This is a genomic window from Calothrix sp. CBUCES-K 9914, from assembly GCF_059640475.1.
Map to the genome: position 1 here is coordinate 58,566 of NZ_JBXXZH010000007.1, position 17,422 is coordinate 75,987.

The window sequence follows — 17,422 nt, forward strand, 5'->3', positions numbered from 1 at the left end:
AATAGTTTGATTTTCATTAAGGAAAGCCAAAAAAGCAAGCTAAGTAAGAATAATACTGACTTGTGGAGCAGGCACCCCTGCCTGCACAAGAATACAGGTACTCATTTTTACCACAGAGGCACAGAGTACACAGAGAGAGTATGAAAGAAGCAAAGGCGCCAGCAAGTAGTAGTTACCGTGAAGAAATATTTACTTTAATTGAGTTTTTAGATGCACTTGGTTACAGAATTGCTTTAGGCGCCAGAGATGAAGATGGTTACAACCCTAATATTTTACGTTCTGCATTAGAAAAAGTAGTCGAGGCACCTAAGCAGTTAGGTGATTATTCTTTGTCAGCACAGCAATACCACGAAAAACTGGATAAAATTCTTGCTAAAACTGGTGGCGAAGAAATATTAACTTTGATTGAGTTTCTAGATGCACTTGGTTACAGAATTGCTGTTGTCCACAAAGATAAGGAAATAAATCATACCAGCAGCTAAAATTAATGACAATATTTATGTAGATAGTAAATAATGTTACATGTAATAGCACAGCCATAAAACCTTACTAAATAGGTAAGGTACTAGAAAATTACAACTGTATTCATAAGATGCTATACTTATATAAAATTAGCTAAATAATGTAGGCTAAATTATGGATGCCTTAATCGAAAAATTACAGGTCAAGTTGCGTCAATGGGAACCAGACGTTGCCGAACAGGTGCGACAATCTATTGCTGAAATTATTGAGTTAGCAGATCGTGATGTATTTGATATTTTACGAAGTCGTACTGTAGAGCAGGAAGTGTTGGATATTTTAGATGAACCCTAAACCCGGTGAAGTATGGCTTGCTGACTTAGGATTAACAGCTAAGATGCGTCCCGTTGTGATTGTATCTCGTTATGACTCTAATCCACCAAGAGCTTTAGTTATTTATGTTCCAGTGACAACCCAAAATAGAGGAAGTTTGTACGAAGTCGAACTACCAAGACTTCCGTTTCTCATACAAGGTTCTGTAGCTAACGTTCAAGGTTTGAGTTCTACACCAAAAGCAAGATTGGAGCGTAAATTAGGAGAGCTACCAGAAGAAACAATGCTTGATATCAAGCAAGCTCTTTTATTTGCTCTTGATTTAGAAATTGATATAGAACAACAAAGTTCTATGGAAGAAAGTTAAACAATTTTTGCTCGATGTATACTAATCAACTGATACTATAGTTGGAACGCTCCCTGAAATAGTTTATCAACTTCAGTTTCTAAAATCTTTAAAACTTCTTCTTCCTGTGGTTCAGCAGGGAAAGTTGGTAGCTTTTTTATTTGATTTGAAATTGTTCTATACAATGATTCATAATAATATTGAAACTTTTCAATATCATCCATGATATTAGAAGACATCACATGAGCAAGTGTAAGTAACAAAGAAACTGCAATATATCCATAATAATTATAGCTAGTACCTATAACTCTAACTTCTCCGGTCTCTTCTTCCCAATACTCGGTGTGAGAATACTCTTCTTTATATCTATCGATTACTTGTCGAGTTACAGTTTTTGTATGATAACCAACAACTTCATAAACTTTTTTCTTTTTTCCATATGTACCATATTTTACATAATTTTTCATCCCTTTTAACACATTACTGGTATCAACCCAAACTTCTCTTTTTTCTTTAATTGGATTATTATAGTCAGGAACTTTTTCTGAGATAGTCTTGTAAATAGGTACAGACTTATACATTTGTTTAGATTTCTTTTGTTTTACTTTCTCATAATGATTGATAATACATTTTTGAAGCACTGTATTGACTTGAGCGTTAATTACATCCTGTATACAACTGCTAATTTCTTCTGACTTGTATAACACAGTAGCAATAAAGTTACAAAGTTGATTACAAGCATCATATAAAAAATTATCACTATCATTAATGGGTTGTTGGCAAGCTACATGTGCAACTAGTCTTAATATCTCTCGTTTGACTTGATTAGAAAACTCAACAGGCGCCTTTTCATTCTGGTAATTAATCAATTCATCAAATACCTTTGCTTTATCCAACTCTAACATTTGTTTGGCAGAAATTATTAACTCAGTAATCCCTTCTCCTGTCCAACAATTAATTTGAACTATTTTAGGTTGATTTTCTTTTGCAAAAGCTGAATTGTGGACTTTGTTAATTTTGCTGACTATATCTGTAATATTTTCAGATGTCGCTGATTGACTCTCAATGGCTTGTTTATTGCTAAATTTATTCAATACATAAATAATTTTGCTATAGTGTTTCAACAAATCCTGTAGATAAATACAGTCATCACGTAAAAACTGTTTATCTGCTGCAATTAAGTAAAAAATTATATCAGGCTTAAATTGTTTACTAAAGTCATTAACACTAAAGCTTTCTTTCTCGCTGCTCTCATTCTCAAGATATTGAGATAAGGTTAAACTATCAACTATCGGAAAATCTTCTACTTGTTGTAAACCTAGTGCAGCCCGATTATAATTTTCTAGCCTATCGTCGCTACAGACTCCAGGGAGGTCAAAATAGTTTAGACCGATAGAAAACTTGAGCAGGTTAATTTCATCAGTACAGTCTTGATGACCTGAAGAAGGCATCAAGTAATCTATACCGCTCAAACAATTTCCGAAAGTAGTTTTACCGCTTCCTGTTCTACCAGTTATAAATATATTAACGTTACCAAGACTTGTAGGAAAATTTGCAAGCCTCTCGACAATAAATTTAGCTTGGATAGCTGCTAGAGATGGATGATTAAACTTGAATAACATAACTTATATTAAATATACTTACTATAGTAATTCTCTTTCTAGAATGTCAATTATTTTTTGCTCTATGTCTTGAGCCGAAGGGTTATCAGTAAACTTTTCAATCTCAGCTTTGATATCGGCTAACTTATGCTCATAATATACTTCTGCGTCTTTAATACAAACTTGTAAACTGTTTTGGGAGTTACTACAGTAAGTTCGGACACCTTTTCCTAAAGCCAAAATAAGCTTGATGACTGGATAACCACCTTGGAGATAATTTTTGCCGACTACTTCTTCTACTTGTCCAACAACAACTTCGATAGTATCAACAACTTTTTTTTCGTAGCCAAGAAAACGAGTTTCCAGCCTCTCTATGGGTTTTCTGACTGTTTCATTAATTAATTTCTCTTCAAATACTTCATTGCCAATCAATAAATTTGTAATAAAATTGATGCCTTTTTTAAAGCCATTTAACTTCTTAATCCTTACTTCATTGATTTCAATATAATCCGTGACTAATTCATCTTTAATAATTGGAAGTTCTGTGATAATGTCTTTAAGTTCAGTAATATTTTTTGGAACTATTATATTTTTGGCTTGGCTTTCTTTTACTAATGTTGCTGCATTCTCAATGATTTGGCTGAGTTCTGCTTGAATTTGAGCAATTTCCTCTTGATTTTTAAAAGTTTCAACTCCATAAGTACAAACTGCTGAAGCTGCAACTTTAATTAAATCTTGGTTTCCAGCTTTTTGGTCAACTTTATAAGTAGCTAAACGGCTTGCAATGCGAATTAAATTCTTCTCATAACGAATAATTCTCTCTTGTTGAGCTAATTCTTTTAAATTGCCGCGTAGAACTTGCTGGATATTACCTAGCTTCTCTTTAGGCAATATTTGACAAATATAACTTGTAATTTCATTGAGACCGCTACCTGTCTTAGCATCAAAAGTAAAAATAGGAGGATTCTCATCTGTTTGATAAATTTGTCGAAAATAATTGGTTATTATGTTTTTGACATCTTCTATATTCTGTGAAGTATGTTTAACTTCACCTGTTTGTTCATTGCGGAAAATATTGATAGCAAAAAGAACTTGAGTTTTATTTGATGCTTTTTGAGTTTTAAGTAATTTGCTTAAATATTTTGTGTCTGGACGAATGAACTGCATATGAGGTGCAATTACATAAAGAATTATATCTGACTGTACTTCCTTCTGTTTATCCTCTGATTTCCATTCTTCAACTTTTATAGTTTCTGTTTTTTGATTTTCACTATTGGAGTAATCAATGAGTTTAAATTCTTTAATAAATATGTCCTCATCTTCGTCTTGAATTTGGGGCATTAATAAAACAGCACGATTTATATTCTCATATTTGTCATTGCTACCTGAACCTGGTAAGTCAAAATAACAAAGGTTACTAGCTAGCTTGAAATATCCTACACTGTCGGTACAGTCCACGTGTCCTGTAGATTTCATTTCTACTTCTTCTAACAGGCAATTTCCTAGAGAGGTTTTTCCGGCGCCTGTACGTCCAGTTACATATAAATTAATAGGCGCCGCGAATAACTCATTGTTTTCTCTGAAGGCGCCTACTAATTTACTTGACTCTATATCACCAAGTTCAATAATTTTCAGAAGGTCTGGTTGGTCTTGAAAAATTATGCGAAGAGTGTCTAATGCATTGCCTGACATTATGAGTATCCTAGGTATAAATATTTGTGCAAATAGATAGCGGCAGTTGACTGGCGCCTTTGAAAAAATATATGTATGTAACTTTGCACTTGTCCTAAAGATAAGTGTTTCAGTCTAATACTGAAAGCAGCTAATATGAGATTAATATGATGTTGACACAATAATTTATACCTATCAACAGGGTTTATACTTAGAAAAATTAGGTCGTTGATGGTGCGTTAGTTCCGTTCCTCCACCCAACCTACAAAATTGATGGTGCGTCACTGCACTTTATTTTCTTGCTTGGTTTAAATTGTTGATGCAGTGACGCACCCTACGTTTGAATAAGTTAACCAAAAGCAAAGTTGTAAAGGATGAAAAAGTTGACGATTGGTATAAGCATCAACAAAAGCATCCAGGGATTTTTTCCTAGCTTCTTGAGAATATTGACAAACGCAATAATCAAGAACACTAAAGCAACGAAATTTACAATTGGAATAAAAAGACCAATAATCCACCAAGGAGACTGGTCTCCAGCTTTATACATTATCCAATTATTTAAGATTGGCACCCAGGCAAACCAAGCATTGGGTTCTCCCAATTTCTTATAAATATGATAGAAACAGTAAGAACCAAATAAATATCCTGCAATTCCAACAATAAATCCTATTACGCTGCCACCAGCACTGGCATTACTGTTTGAACTACTCTGAGCCAATAAACAAACCGAACTAAAATCAACTATTTGCAACATTTTACTCATCCTCAAAAAAGTAATCTAGTCAAATAGACCTACATTATTTTTATGGGTGAGACTTTTTTAGTTTATGCATGTAGAATTTTGGGCGTTGCTGATTTAATTTATGAAGACAATTTTGCGCTACGTTCAAACCTTTGTAGAGACGCGAAATTTCGCGTCTCTACATCTTCATACCTCGATTCAGCAACGCCGAATTTTAAATTATGTAAATGGGTGTCTGCTTACCTTACGTATCATCCGTTACATCCGCTTTCATCCGTTGCGCCTTTACTCCTGCTCTATTCAAGGTTGCATGAAATACTTTGTTCAAACGATCCAAAAGCGATGATGGCATATTACAAACCCTCGCAACGCAAGATAAATCTCTCATTGAGTCTAATTCTTATATACGTGAGTTAAGAGATTTTGGATTCAATTACTGTACTGAAAATTATCACAAGCTTTATAGGCGCCAGTAGGGATTTGCATAAATTTTATCGAGTTGTACAACTTTTGCATAAAATCACTGAAGCCAAATTGTATATGTATATAGTTGATTGTAAGTATAAACTTCCGTTTGCACAGTCGATAAGGAGAGATGAGTGCTTGAAAAAGTGAGTATTGACTCAAAGTCAAAATTATTTTCATGTATAATTTTATTCACAGTATTATTTTTAATGATAAATTTCGGCAGTAGTCCGCTACTTGCCCAAAATACGCAACTTGAACAATTACAGGTAGGTGACAAATTAGAATATCAGGGTACGCAGTGGCAGGTTGAAGACTACGGTACTTACAAAGACTCTTCAGGGTATCAAACTCAAGAGTGGTTGCTCAACTACCCAAATCAAACTGAGCATTACTTGCAAAAAGAATATAACCCTGCAACACCAAAAAAACCAGTTAGCTGGTATTTTACAAAGAAAATCTCTCAACCCCAGGTTCAGCTAGCAGGTAGTATAAAAAATAGCACAACAAATATAGTCCCTGATGCTTGGCAAGTGATGCAGGATGCAAAAACACCCTACCCTGCACTCAAAGCTTATGAGCGCGAATACTTTTACGATTTTCAAACTCGCGGTACTTATACTGATAAAGATGGTTCTTATCCACGTATCACTTGGGATTATTGGGATAAAGCACATAGTTGGAATTTGGAATTAGAAGCTTTACCACAGAACGAGATGAATGTTTACTTAGCACAAGAGGTAAAACCTGAGTCTTTGAAAGTGCAATTAGAAAAGAATCTTAACAAGACTTCAGATTTTCCATTCTTCAAAACAATGCTAGCGCTAACAGCAGTGATTATAGGCACACTAATGATGATATTTGGTGGTAGGAGTACAAAAAATGGCAATATCTCTATTCGTTAACGAGCGAAATGACGGTTTAGCATTTTATATTAATGGGGATTTGCAGTTTGACACAACCGATGAAGCAGTTTACCACGAGCTTTTGTGCATTCCTACTGTCGCCTTAGCAAGTCAACGGTTTCCCCATACTCAACTGCGGGTTTTAATATGTGGTGGTGGTGATGGTTTAGCTGCAAAACAGGTATTACGTTTCCCTCAAATCTGTCAAGTTGATTTGGTAGACTATAGTTCAGAAGTTTTGGAACTAGCGAAGACAGTTTTTCAACTCTTCAATGATAGCAGTTTGACAAGTCCACGTTTGAAAGTCATTACTGAGGAAGCTTTTAATTTTCTTTCTCAGATACCAGATAGCTACTATCATGTCGTGATTTGTGATTTTACTTACCCTAAAACCGCAGATGATACAAAGATTCACAGCTATGAATGGTATCAGCAGGTTGAACGTGTATTAATTCCGAATGGTACTGTTAGTGTTAACGGTGTATCTCCTCAAGTTACAGCAAGTGGATTTTGGTGTCTGTATCAAACGATGTTAGCTGCTGGGTTGAAAACAAAACCGCTGCAAGTAGAAATTCCCTCGTTTGTACGTCATCATCATGGTACTTGGGGCTTTTTTATCGGTTCATCTTTTTCAGTGACTCGTTCAGAAGTTGAAGCGATTTGTTTACCCAAAGGTTTACAATACTTAACTTTGGAGCGCTTGTTAGATGCTTTTACATTCGATGCAGCCATTGCTCAATCCCGTCATAACTTAGTAATCAATACTTTGGAATGTCCGCAGTTGTTCTATTACTTGCTCAATTCTAATACAAATAAAAATACTCGCGAGATAGGAAAAATAGATTTCTTAGACATTGTAGAAACAGGAACAGCGCAAAAGGGGACAACAAATCCACTTTCGCTCTTTACAGTTAGTCAAACTTGGCTTGCACTTTTGCCTCTATCACTACAAGTAATTCAAGGTGCTGCTTGTGATAGTGCCGAAGCTAGCCAGTTACTACCAGTGCAGCACATGAATCATACTCAGCAAATGACGACACAATGGCTGAGTCATACTCAAAAACTTGTAGGCGCCATCGACTTATCACGGTTAGCAAAAGCATTAGAAGCGCGCACTCACTTACAAACACAAACCCAAACACTTACAGCTTCTATTCAATCAAAAAATCAACCGATTCAAAAAATGGATTTCGGGACAACGATATTTATTTGCTTGGCTGTAGTACTTCTTTTCGCGGGCTTTTCTTCACCAGACTCTGGCTACGGTAAAGGTAGTACGGGCACATCTTTACCTCAAATAAATAATCAAATCGACCCAGATAAATCTCGAAACAAGACAACTGGCTTTAGTCGAGTGCAAATTTTTGGCTTTATATTATCTTTCTGTGGAGCTATTTGGATATTAATGCTGTTAGTCGAATATTTTAATCGGGGTAAATGATATGAATACTACAACTTATTCTTACGGTGCGTGCGTTCCAAAGACCTCTCAAACATTAACCGTGCGTGTATTAGATAAAACAGAGTATCAACAGTGGAATCAACTTGTTCAAACTTTGGCTTGGGGATGCTTCATGCAGTCTAGTACTTGGGCTGATTTTAAAGAATTAGAAGGGTATAAAACTTTTCGCTACGGTCTGTTTACTAGTGATAAATTAGTTGGTGGCTGTATTTTCTACTATTACCCCTATACGAGCGAAGCTAGACTGTTATTAGCTCCTGGTGGTCCGATTTTACCAGCAGATTTATTGAGTCAAGGGTTAAAACTATTAGTCAAAGAAGTAGGAAGATTGGCGCCATCATTACAAATTATTGGTTTACGAATCGAACCTTTGTGGAGTCAAAAGCCATTAGATTTTTCTGAATTTGTTCGCGCTCCTATAGATTTGATACCTTCGGAAACACTATTAATTGACTTGCAGCCTAGTTTGGATGAAATTATGGCAGCAATGAAACCGAAAGGACGTTACAATATCCGTCTGAGTCAAAGACATGGAGTTGAAACCGAGTTTACAAATAACCCGCAGGCAATTCCTTTATTTTACGAAGTTTTTTCAGAAACTGTGCAGCGACAGCAATTTTTTAGCGAACCTTACAGTTTTTTTATCAATATGACTCAAACTTTACTCGCAGCCGATAAGGCAGAAATCGGTTTTGCCAAATGGCAGGGAGAAACTTTAGCAGCTATCGTTGTTGTGTATTTTGGTGAGCGCGCGACTTTTCTTTATGGTGGTAGACGTTCAGTACATTCAGAAGTGATGGCGCCTTACGGAATGCATTGGACAGCAATGCAACGGGCAAAAAATAAAGGCTGCAAATTTTACGATTTCTACGGTTTTACAAACAATCCTAGCCATCCTTATGCAAAGTTTTCTCGCTTCAAAAGCCAGTTTGGCGGTATTCACACCAAAACCATCGGCGCCCATGACTACATACTGTACGATCAATTAGCAGATACTCTAATTGAAGTAATGCAACGTGCAGGTCATATCAACAATATTAATGCTGGCGCCGATTTACTGAGGAACACTTTGAATGTTTTGCAATAGCTTGTCAACTTGCTCTGCTTTCTCTTGTTGACGCTGCGCTTTGAACAAGTCGCGCGCTTTCTCTAGGTTCGCGACAGCTTCAGTCTTATTACCCTGCTGCATCAAAGCATTCGATAGACGCAAATAGGCATCAACCTTTTTAGGAGCGCGCTCAATTACATCTTTAAATTCTGTCATCGCTTCTCTTACTCTATCCTGCTGCATCAAACAGTCACCCAAGAGCAAATGAACTACATCGTTAGTCGAATTTATATCAATAACTCGACGAAATGCTGCCTCGGCATTTTTATAGTCTTTCTGCTGGTATAGAGTAACTCCTTTCTGAAAGCGGTTCGATGTAATTAAAGTTTTAACCGCAAAATAAATAAGAAGGCATACACTTAAAAAAACAATCAGCGTTGCAGCTAAATTACTACCGTTTGTAGGAATTTCCATATTCTATACCATTGGTATGGGTGGGGCGCCTGTCTAGTATATCAAAACTAATGCATAACTTGATTGTAATGAACACTATCAAAAGAAATAAGTGTATCTCGTGCTTCGGTAAGTTGACGATTATTCAAATAAAAGTACTTATAGATATTAAGTGTTGTTAAAGGAGCTAGACAAGTATGTCAATTTGGTTATGGGTCGCTTTGTGTGCTTACTTAATTGGGGTTGCAATCGAGTGGCATCGATTCCAACCTCAAATTAAAGAATACGACGACTACAGTAATTTTCCTATCGTTTGGGCAACAAAGCAAGTTGTAGCATGTGGTTACTTATTGAAAGCATTGGTTTGGTTCTATAGTTTTATATACGATGCTGACATAGAGGCAACTCAGAACAACCAAACCACATTTTAAGGTTAACCAAAAAGATTAACCAAACAATGAGGCTATTGGAAAAATTAGATACTCGATAAAGAATAACTTCCAAATAAACTGGTAAAAGCTCGCAATAGAAGTTTTATCTTGTAAGTCTACTCGCTTACTACGGCGCCACATCCAGACTAATAGAATAATGTGCGAAATTACAAGCAAAATCGCATTAACATCAGCAAGTCTAAATAAACCAGCTAATATCATTCCCACGTAGCAAACTGTAATTACCCAGCGCGCGAGTTTAAAAACAGCTTCTTTACCAATTTGAATTGTAAATGTGGTAATATTGTACTGTAAATCGCCTTCCATATCAGGAATATCTTTAAAGATGGCAATGGCGAATGTAAACACGAGTACAAATAAAGTTAATGCCCAAACTGCTGCTGGAATACCAGAGCGTTGTTGAAATACCCAGCTATAGTGTAAATAAAGCCCTAAATTAACAATGGCACCGCGTACCGAAAAAATACATAAAGCAGCCCAAAAAGGGTAGCGTTTCAAACGGATTGGTGGTAAAGAATACGCAGTACCAATTGTCAAACTAATGGCGACCATCCAAAATAAATATGGCCCTTGGAAAAAAGCAACAGCTAACGCCAAAAAACCACATACCCCGACAATAAATTGTCCAGTACGTTGAGAAAACTCACCTGCAGCCAAAGGTAAATGCGGTTTATTTATTTTGTCTATGGCAACATCTTCAAGCTGATTTAACCCGACAATATAGATATTCCCACAAATGCAACTAACCCAGGCGCCAAGCGGAGTTAGAGGAGAAAAACTAGAATTTGTAATTCCAACAGCAACCAAGTACAAACCAACTACACTTAAAGTCGTACCAATAATAGTGTGTGGACGAGAGAACTTCCACAGCGAATAAAACCAATTGCCCTGAGATTTAACACCAAAAACGCGAGCCATAATTAAAGTTAGGAGGTAGGGTGCGTGACGCTACAACAATTTTTAAACGAAGCAATCATTAGGTGGCGTCACGCACCTTACGATTTATTTTTTGCCACAGAGTAGTCCAAATCGAATTAAACCAGTTTCATAACCACGCTGCATCAAACCCAACGATAAGGCGCCTTGAATAGTCGTCCAACCCGACCGCAGTAGACCCCATAACGCTTGCAAATTAAAAGCAGAATCTATAACGATATTCCAAAATGGCGCCACAGCAGTAGACCAATCAGCAGTACGAAGGTTCTGCAAAGGTAACTGACGTGCAATTTCTTCGTATTGAGGTAAAGAAATTACGTAGGGTAGACAGTAAACGCGGTAAATTTCTTCTAAATGCTTCTGTTCTTCTGAAGTCAGGGGTGTATCTAGCGGACGGTGACACCATGTAACTACAATCATCGTTCCACCCGGTTTTAATACGCGGTAGCATTCTTGTAGAAACTTGACTTTATCAGGCATATGTTCGCCGCTTTCCAATGACCAAATCAAATCAAACGAGTTATCGGCAAACGGCATATTTAACGCATCTGCTACTTGAAAATTTGTTCTGTTACTGAAACCAAACTCTGCCGCACGTTGTTTTGCCCTTGTCGCTTGCACTGGACTTAGAGTAATTCCTGTTGCGCTAGCATTATATTTGCCAGCTAGGTACAGCGAACTACCACCTATCCCACAACCAACGTCTAGAATATTATCAGCTTGTTCAACTTGTGCCCATCGCAATACCTCCTCAATTAAATCGATTTGTGCCTGACGACGTTCTTTTTTCTCTGTACCATCGGCGCCGTAATAACCGTGGTGCATGTGTTCGCCCCAAATTTCCTCCCATAAACCAGAGGAAGCATCGTAGAATTGCTGAATTTGCTCTCTAAGTGTTGCGCTCATAAGTCAAGCAGTGCTAAGACAAGACAGAAAGATTAGTCACACATATTTAAGTAGGCTATCATGTGTGATTTGATTTTAATTAGGGTATTTTTTTGCTCCCAAGTCGGTACACCCTACCAATAAGGCTTGGGATTGTTAAATTTTTTACCTACATATGACCGTCTCTCGTACAATTTGTCTAGGCTTTTTAGCCGTTATCGGGATAGGCACCATTTTGTTAATGATGCCTTTTTCTACCAGTAGTGGTGCATGGGGCGACCCAATAGTAGCTTTGTTTACCTCTACTTCCGCTGTGTGTGTTACGGGTTTATCAGTGGTAGACGTAGGAACACACTTCTCATTTTGGGGTCAGTTTTTTATTGCTTTACTGGCACAAATTGGCGGTTTAGGCTATATGACCACAACCACATTCTTAATTTTGCTGATTGGTCAAAAGTTTAACCTGCGTCAGAAAATAGCCATTCAACAATCATTAGACCGACCGGGGATGAGTGGTAGTAACCAAATCATTCGTTCGATTATTGCCACGACGCTCATTTTTGAAATCACTGGAATCTTTTTACTACTAGTTGCATTTGTACCAAAGTATGGATGGAATCAAGGACTCTGGCTAGCAATATTTCATAGTATAAATGCATGGAACAATGCTGGATTTAGTTTGTTTAAAGATAACTTGATAGGGTATCAAACATCACCATTAGTAGTTTTTACAATTACTGGTTTGATTATCTTTGGTGGCATTGGATACCAGGTTATTTTGGAAACTTACATGTGGGTACGCGACACAATCAAGAAAAGGCAAATAAAATTAGTATTATCACTAGATTTCAAAGTTGCAACCACTACAACAATAATTTTACTTTTTCTTGGTACACTTGCCTTCTTCATAGTGGAAATAAGAAATCCACAGACTTTTGCTAGCTTTAATCTTGGTGATAAATTTTTACTTGCTTGGTTTCAGTCTGTTACACCTAGAACCGCTGGATTTAACACCATAGATGTTGGTAAAATGACCAATGCAGGTCTTTTTATTACAATTGCGCTCATGTTTATAGGCGCCAGTCCGGGTGGTACTGGTGGAGGTATAAAGACAACAACTTTGCGCGTATTAACAAGCTGTACAAAAGCCATTTTACAAGGTAAAGAAGAAGTATTGTTGTATGAACGTAGAATTGCATTCTCTTTAATTCTCAAAGCAGTTGGTGTTCTAATTGGTTCTATTGCTACAGTAATTTTTTCAACAATATTTATTTCTTTGACAGACCCAGAAGTTTCTTTCATTCAAATTTTGTTTGAAGTTGTCTCCGCTTTTGCGACCGTTGGACTTTCTACTGGTATTACTGGTATCGTTACAACCGGCGCCAAGCTAATATTAATTCTCACCATGTACATTGGTCGCGTTGGTATTTTACTATTAATGTCCGCGATATTAGGCGACCCACGTCAAAGCCATATTCGCTATCCAGAAGAAAACCTACTTGTTGGCTAAGTTCAGTTACAAGACTTTATGGATAAAATAATTCTTTTTAACAAACTTATGTAGTTAGTTACATAGCCCAATAATAGTTCCTTGTCGAAATAGCCAGGATACATCAAGGTAAAAATCGTGAATCTATCATCATTAGGTTTTTTTCGTAGCTTACGTAAAGATAATCAACAATTTGCCGTGATTGGATTAGGACGTTTTGGACGTTCTGTTTGTGCAACACTGCATAAATTTGGTTATCAAGTGTTAGCAACTGATATTAGCGAAAAGCGCGTAGCAGATGCTTTGACAGAACAAATAGTTGGACATGCATTACAACTTGATTCTACCGAACCAGCTGCACTCAAAGAAGCAGGGATATTTGAATTTGATACCGTAATTGTTGCCATTGGTAACTATATTCAAGAAAGTATCGTCACAACTTTAAATGTCAAAGAAGGTGGCGTTCCCCATGTTGTCGCCAAAGCTTCAACTGAAGTTCATTGTAAACTACTTACACGTGTAGGCGCCGACCACGTTGTTTTTCCAGAATTTGAAGCAGGTCGTGCATTAGCAAGAACTTTAACCAAACCATCTATTCTTGAAAGATTTGACCTAGACCCCGATAACAGTATCGTCGAAGTAATTGTACCCGATGAATTTCACGGCAAAACCGTCTCCGAATTACAATTACGCAACCGCTACGGCTTAAATCTTCTCGCAGTAAGTAACGAAGGTAAATTTCTAATTAACCCAGAACCCGACAAGCGACTGCAAAAAGGTTCCGCAATGGTTGTAATTGGATGTAACAAAGACATTAACCGTCTACCAATTTAATTTTCTTCAATCTCTTGTGGAACAGGCATCCCTGCCTGTTCTATATATAGGGCGGGCAAGGATGCCCACTCCACAACAAATAATATTGTAGGTTGGGTGGAGCGGAGCGCGTAACCCAACACATTATCTAAAAAGCTTTAGCTAATCCCGCTTGTTTCAAAACACCATTTGCAGTGTGACGCGACTTTATAGAACCATCCACTACAAAACGACTGCTTGTAATTGGACTGTACCAAACTTCATTCATGGTCACCTTTTCCTTGACGTACAAAGTAACAACCAGCTTCTGCAAGAATTTTTTTCAATTCAGGAGTAAACGACACAGCCATTCTACGAAGCCACCTCAATTAACTCCTGTCGATGACTTGTTAATTGGAAATTTATAGAACCCGTGTAATCTATAGGCACTATTTCATTAGCAAAAATTAATTCCGGAATCATTACTCGTAGTTTAGAGGTCAAAAGCTCAATTGTTTCAGCCTCGGTTACTAATCCTGGCACATCTTCACTTGTTGCAACCCAAACTTCTGCTTCTGAGTCCCAGAACGCCTCAACATTGTATCTCAATTCTGTCATCATTGAGGAATAATCCTATTATTATCAGATAATTTATAGTGTAGTACAAACAGAATAGTATATGCAATATACTTACGTAATTAGCTGCTTACATATACCTATATAACAAGCAATTTCAGTAAAAACGGAGCCAGACTTACCTTTTTCTAAAAGAACATTCTCGATAGTAAAAGATATTATGGTAGTTGAACAAACTCCAGAGTATACTATTAGAGTAAAGACTGGTTGAGAACGAGAACTTGGATGGTATGTGGGATATTTGGAAAAGAATAAAAACGTTTATTATTTTGCAGTTATATTGATATTCGCAACAATAAGGATGTAGCTGCTCGTAAAGAATTGATGCGTCGTAGTTTCAAGGATTTGAAACTATTATAATAGCTTAATGTAGAGACTGAATACATTTTGTCTCTACAATGTACGAATTAAGCTATGCTAAAAACTCCATTTAAAACAATTTGTTCTGGAGACATGTCAAATGTCTTCAAAAATGAAATTTGCTTCCATGTACTGGCACCGACAATACCGTCAGCAGTCAGATTTCTCTTTTGTTGAAACTTGATAACAGCAGCTTTAGTATTGGCGCCAAAAACACCATCAATTTTAGTTATACCGAAATCACCTTGACCAATTTCGCTGGCACCATGCAATAAACCTTGAAGATTTTTAACATCAATACCTTGAGAACCTTGCTTCAATGTTTGTCGCTGTGATATCCAGACTTCGCGCTGAATAGCTGCTTCAGTTTCATACCCAACTACACCATCTACTTTGACTGCATGAGACTGTTGGAACTTGACGACAGCATTCTTGGTATTGGCGCCAAAAACACCATCAACGGCGCCTGTATAATACTTGAGAGTTGTTAAATTTTGTTGTAATTTACGGACATCGGTTCCTGTTGAACCTTCTTTTAAAGCTGTAAATGTAGTAGGCATAATTTTTTACTGTGGTGTGAATTTTGATAAGCATGGCTACACATTAAGTTTTAAAAGTTACGGAAAAACTAAAAATATTTTTTTGCATAACGGAATTAAGGTAAACCAACAATATTGGCATGGTTAACAGAATCCTGCTGTATATCTAAACCAATTTCTCGAACACGTCCAACTTCAAAGCTAGCAACTCCGTAACACTTGCGCGTCGAAACGGATGCTTTGGGAAAGTTATTCCCCATTGCTTCATAGGCATCTATTACTAATCGCATCGCTAACTTAAAAGCACGCTGGCTCGGTTGTAAAATTCCATACTCATCGGTTTCATCCTCTTCTAATAGAGCAACGAGCCGCTTCAATGTCGCCGTAACATTACTGCTGAAAGGTTTCGCGCTCTTGACAATAGTCATATGACTCAAGTAAATTGATTAGGTAGCATATTTATACTAGCCTAACACGTTTTCTAAATCTAACTTTTAATCCATCGTGTGGACGTGAGAAGGGTAATACTACTCGCTCTAAATTCTGCCCTGGCGCCAGTTCCCATTCATATTCACGAATTAATAAAGCTGCAAATAACTTGATTTCTAGCTTGGCAAATTCTTTACCTAAACATTCCCTAATTCCACCCCCAAAGGGAATATGAGCAAAAGCTGTTTGTTTGTCTTCGACTTTTTCTAGAGAAAAACGGTCAGGGTCAAATTTTTCAGGATGACTATATATATTTTGGTCTTGGTGGGTTTCTTGTATTTGATAAAATACTGCCCAATATGCAGGAATTTGATATCCAGAAAACTCACATGGTTCTAATACTTTTCGCTGTCCACTGCGAACTACAGGAGGCGCCATCCTTAAAACTTCTTTCATTACCTGCTCAAGGTAAGTCATTTGTTTTAAGTCTTCTTGGGTGATGGGTTCTGAGAATTTAAACTGTTCTTGTTCGACGCGCGCTTTTATCAGTACATCTGGATGTTGAGCGAGCAGCAAACATAGCGAAGTTAGTGCGGATGTTAGAGTTTCATGTCCAGCAACTAACATACCTAACAAATTATCTTTTACTTCGTCTCGACTCAATCGTTTACCTTGTTCATCCTGCGCTTGTAATAAAATCGTTAATACATCTTGATTATCAGTAGGGTTTTGTAAACGCTGGTCTATCAGCTTATCAAAATGGGCAAGTAATTGTTCGCGCGCGTGAATAGCTTTGTAAAATTTATTACCAGGAAACCGCACGGGAATGGATAATAATCCATCGCTCCAAGTTTCATAAACTTTTTCTAATGCTTCTTCTAACTCAGTTTCTACACCAATAAACAACTGACAAGCAATATCTAAGGTATATTTTTTTAATTCTGGATACCAAGTCAATGTCTCCATTTTTTCCCAAAGTTTTAAGTAGCGATGGGTAATGTTTTGCATTGTTGTTGCGTAATTTGCCAATGCTCTTGGTGCAAACGCTTGGTATAAATATTTTCGCAATGTCTGGTGAGCGGCACCTGTTACCACTCCAATTGAATTTATTCCTAGCAGTCTCTCAAAACTAGGGGTATTCGTCATCTCAAATTTTTGACCTTCGTTGGCAAACAAAAAGCGTGCGGCGCCTGCTCCTATAAGGACAATTGTGGGAAAACCGAAAAGATGAGTTTTGAAAATATTACCGTATTGTTTTTGTCGCTTCTCCATAAAGCTAGCTGGACTGCGTAGATAACTCACTGACTCGCCAATTACAGGTAAGCCCAAGTTACCAGGGGGTAAAGGTAAGCTAGATTGAAGCATATTTTTTAAATAATTAATTAAATACGATACTGTGTCGTAAATATAATAACACTT

19 protein-coding genes are annotated in these 17,422 nt (G+C 37.1%); 9 read left to right on the plus strand and 10 right to left on the minus strand.

Going from position 1 to position 17,422, the window contains the following annotated elements; all coding sequences use genetic code 11:
- Positions 1-140 precede the first annotated feature (140 nt).
- From AC2JBO_RS02845 to AC2JBO_RS02855, 3 genes are all read left to right on the plus strand, one after another.
- Complete coding sequence (locus AC2JBO_RS02845; protein WP_496952101.1) at positions 141-482, plus strand: transcriptional regulator; 342 nt, start codon at positions 141-143, stop codon at positions 480-482.
- Between the two features lie 154 nt (positions 483-636).
- Entirely contained in the window at positions 637-813 is a 177-nt protein-coding gene (locus AC2JBO_RS02850; RefSeq protein ID WP_496952102.1) for a hypothetical protein, read from the plus strand.
- Positions 803-1,159 carry a type II toxin-antitoxin system PemK/MazF family toxin gene (locus AC2JBO_RS02855; RefSeq protein WP_496952103.1) on the plus strand — a complete coding sequence of 119 codons (357 nt, stop codon included), beginning with the start codon at positions 803-805 and terminating at the stop codon, positions 1,157-1,159. The genes AC2JBO_RS02850 and AC2JBO_RS02855 overlap by 11 nt, the downstream gene beginning before the upstream one ends.
- A 35-nt stretch (positions 1,160-1,194) precedes the next feature.
- Here AC2JBO_RS02855 and AC2JBO_RS02860 read toward each other — a convergent pair whose 3' ends face one another.
- From AC2JBO_RS02860 to AC2JBO_RS02870, 3 genes are all read right to left on the minus strand, one after another.
- Positions 1,195-2,760 (minus strand): GTPase family protein, encoded by a 1,566-nt coding sequence (locus AC2JBO_RS02860; protein WP_496952104.1) that lies wholly within the window; start codon positions 2,758-2,760, stop codon positions 1,195-1,197.
- A 21-nt stretch (positions 2,761-2,781) separates the two neighbouring features.
- On the minus strand, positions 2,782-4,431 hold the full coding sequence (locus AC2JBO_RS02865; protein ID WP_496952105.1) for a GTPase: 1,650 nt from the start codon (positions 4,429-4,431) through the stop codon (positions 2,782-2,784).
- 328 nt (positions 4,432-4,759) lie between these two features.
- A complete protein-coding gene (locus tag AC2JBO_RS02870; protein WP_496952106.1) occupies positions 4,760-5,164 on the minus strand; it encodes a DUF5684 domain-containing protein in 405 nt (134 codons plus the stop codon).
- 662 nt (positions 5,165-5,826) lie between these two features.
- Here AC2JBO_RS02870 and AC2JBO_RS02875 point away from each other — a divergent pair.
- The 3 genes from AC2JBO_RS02875 to AC2JBO_RS02885 are packed head-to-tail and all read left to right on the plus strand — an operon-like array spanning position 5,827 to position 9,071.
- Complete coding sequence (locus tag AC2JBO_RS02875) at positions 5,827-6,522, plus strand: DUF4178 domain-containing protein (RefSeq protein ID WP_496952107.1); 696 nt, start codon at positions 5,827-5,829, stop codon at positions 6,520-6,522.
- The gene (locus AC2JBO_RS02880) at positions 6,500-7,963 is read left to right on the plus strand and encodes a spermine/spermidine synthase domain-containing protein (RefSeq protein ID WP_496952108.1); all 1,464 of its coding nucleotides are present in this window, start codon (positions 6,500-6,502) and stop codon (positions 7,961-7,963) included. Before AC2JBO_RS02875 ends, AC2JBO_RS02880 begins: the two co-directional genes overlap by 23 nt.
- A 1-nt stretch (position 7,964) precedes the next feature.
- Entirely contained in the window at positions 7,965-9,071 is a 1,107-nt protein-coding gene (locus tag AC2JBO_RS02885; protein WP_496952109.1) for a lipid II:glycine glycyltransferase FemX, read from the plus strand.
- Here the strand turns inward: AC2JBO_RS02885 and AC2JBO_RS02890 are convergent.
- The gene (locus AC2JBO_RS02890) at positions 9,039-9,506 is read right to left on the minus strand and encodes a tetratricopeptide repeat protein (protein ID WP_496952110.1); all 468 of its coding nucleotides are present in this window, start codon (positions 9,504-9,506) and stop codon (positions 9,039-9,041) included. The two genes, AC2JBO_RS02885 and AC2JBO_RS02890, sit on opposite strands and share 33 nt — an antisense overlap.
- A gap of 176 nt (positions 9,507-9,682) precedes the next feature.
- Here AC2JBO_RS02890 and AC2JBO_RS02895 point away from each other — a divergent pair, with 176 nt between their 5' ends.
- Positions 9,683-9,916 carry a hypothetical protein gene (locus AC2JBO_RS02895; RefSeq protein ID WP_496952111.1) on the plus strand — a complete coding sequence of 78 codons (234 nt, stop codon included), beginning with the start codon at positions 9,683-9,685 and terminating at the stop codon, positions 9,914-9,916.
- A gap of 15 nt (positions 9,917-9,931) precedes the next feature.
- On the opposite strand, the gene AC2JBO_RS02900 is transcribed toward AC2JBO_RS02895, so the two are convergent.
- A complete protein-coding gene (locus AC2JBO_RS02900; protein ID WP_496952112.1) occupies positions 9,932-10,855 on the minus strand; it encodes a homogentisate phytyltransferase in 924 nt (307 codons plus the stop codon).
- A gap of 84 nt (positions 10,856-10,939) precedes the next feature.
- Complete coding sequence (locus AC2JBO_RS02905; protein WP_496952113.1) at positions 10,940-11,779, minus strand: methyltransferase domain-containing protein; 840 nt, start codon at positions 11,777-11,779, stop codon at positions 10,940-10,942.
- A 154-nt stretch (positions 11,780-11,933) separates the two neighbouring features.
- Here AC2JBO_RS02905 and AC2JBO_RS02910 point away from each other — a divergent pair, with 154 nt between their 5' ends.
- Both AC2JBO_RS02910 and AC2JBO_RS02915 read left to right on the plus strand, forming a co-directional pair.
- Complete coding sequence (locus AC2JBO_RS02910; RefSeq protein WP_496952114.1) at positions 11,934-13,268, plus strand: TrkH family potassium uptake protein; 1,335 nt, start codon at positions 11,934-11,936, stop codon at positions 13,266-13,268.
- 117 nt (positions 13,269-13,385) lie between these two features.
- Positions 13,386-14,081 carry a potassium channel family protein gene (locus AC2JBO_RS02915; protein ID WP_496952115.1) on the plus strand — a complete coding sequence of 232 codons (696 nt, stop codon included), beginning with the start codon at positions 13,386-13,388 and terminating at the stop codon, positions 14,079-14,081.
- 330 nt (positions 14,082-14,411) lie between these two features.
- On the opposite strand, the gene AC2JBO_RS02920 is transcribed toward AC2JBO_RS02915, so the two are convergent.
- From AC2JBO_RS02920 to AC2JBO_RS02935, 4 genes are all read right to left on the minus strand, one after another.
- Positions 14,412-14,660 carry a DUF1902 domain-containing protein gene (locus tag AC2JBO_RS02920; RefSeq protein ID WP_496952116.1) on the minus strand — a complete coding sequence of 83 codons (249 nt, stop codon included), beginning with the start codon at positions 14,658-14,660 and terminating at the stop codon, positions 14,412-14,414.
- Between the two features lie 422 nt (positions 14,661-15,082).
- A complete protein-coding gene (locus AC2JBO_RS02925; RefSeq protein ID WP_496952117.1) occupies positions 15,083-15,595 on the minus strand; it encodes a peptidoglycan-binding domain-containing protein in 513 nt (170 codons plus the stop codon).
- 95 nt (positions 15,596-15,690) lie between these two features.
- Positions 15,691-16,002, minus strand: a complete 312-nt coding sequence (locus AC2JBO_RS02930) for a hypothetical protein (RefSeq protein ID WP_496952118.1) — start codon at positions 16,000-16,002, stop codon at positions 15,691-15,693.
- A gap of 31 nt (positions 16,003-16,033) precedes the next feature.
- A complete protein-coding gene (locus tag AC2JBO_RS02935) occupies positions 16,034-17,368 on the minus strand; it encodes a cytochrome P450 (RefSeq protein WP_496952119.1) in 1,335 nt (444 codons plus the stop codon).
- Positions 17,369-17,422 lie beyond the last annotated feature (54 nt).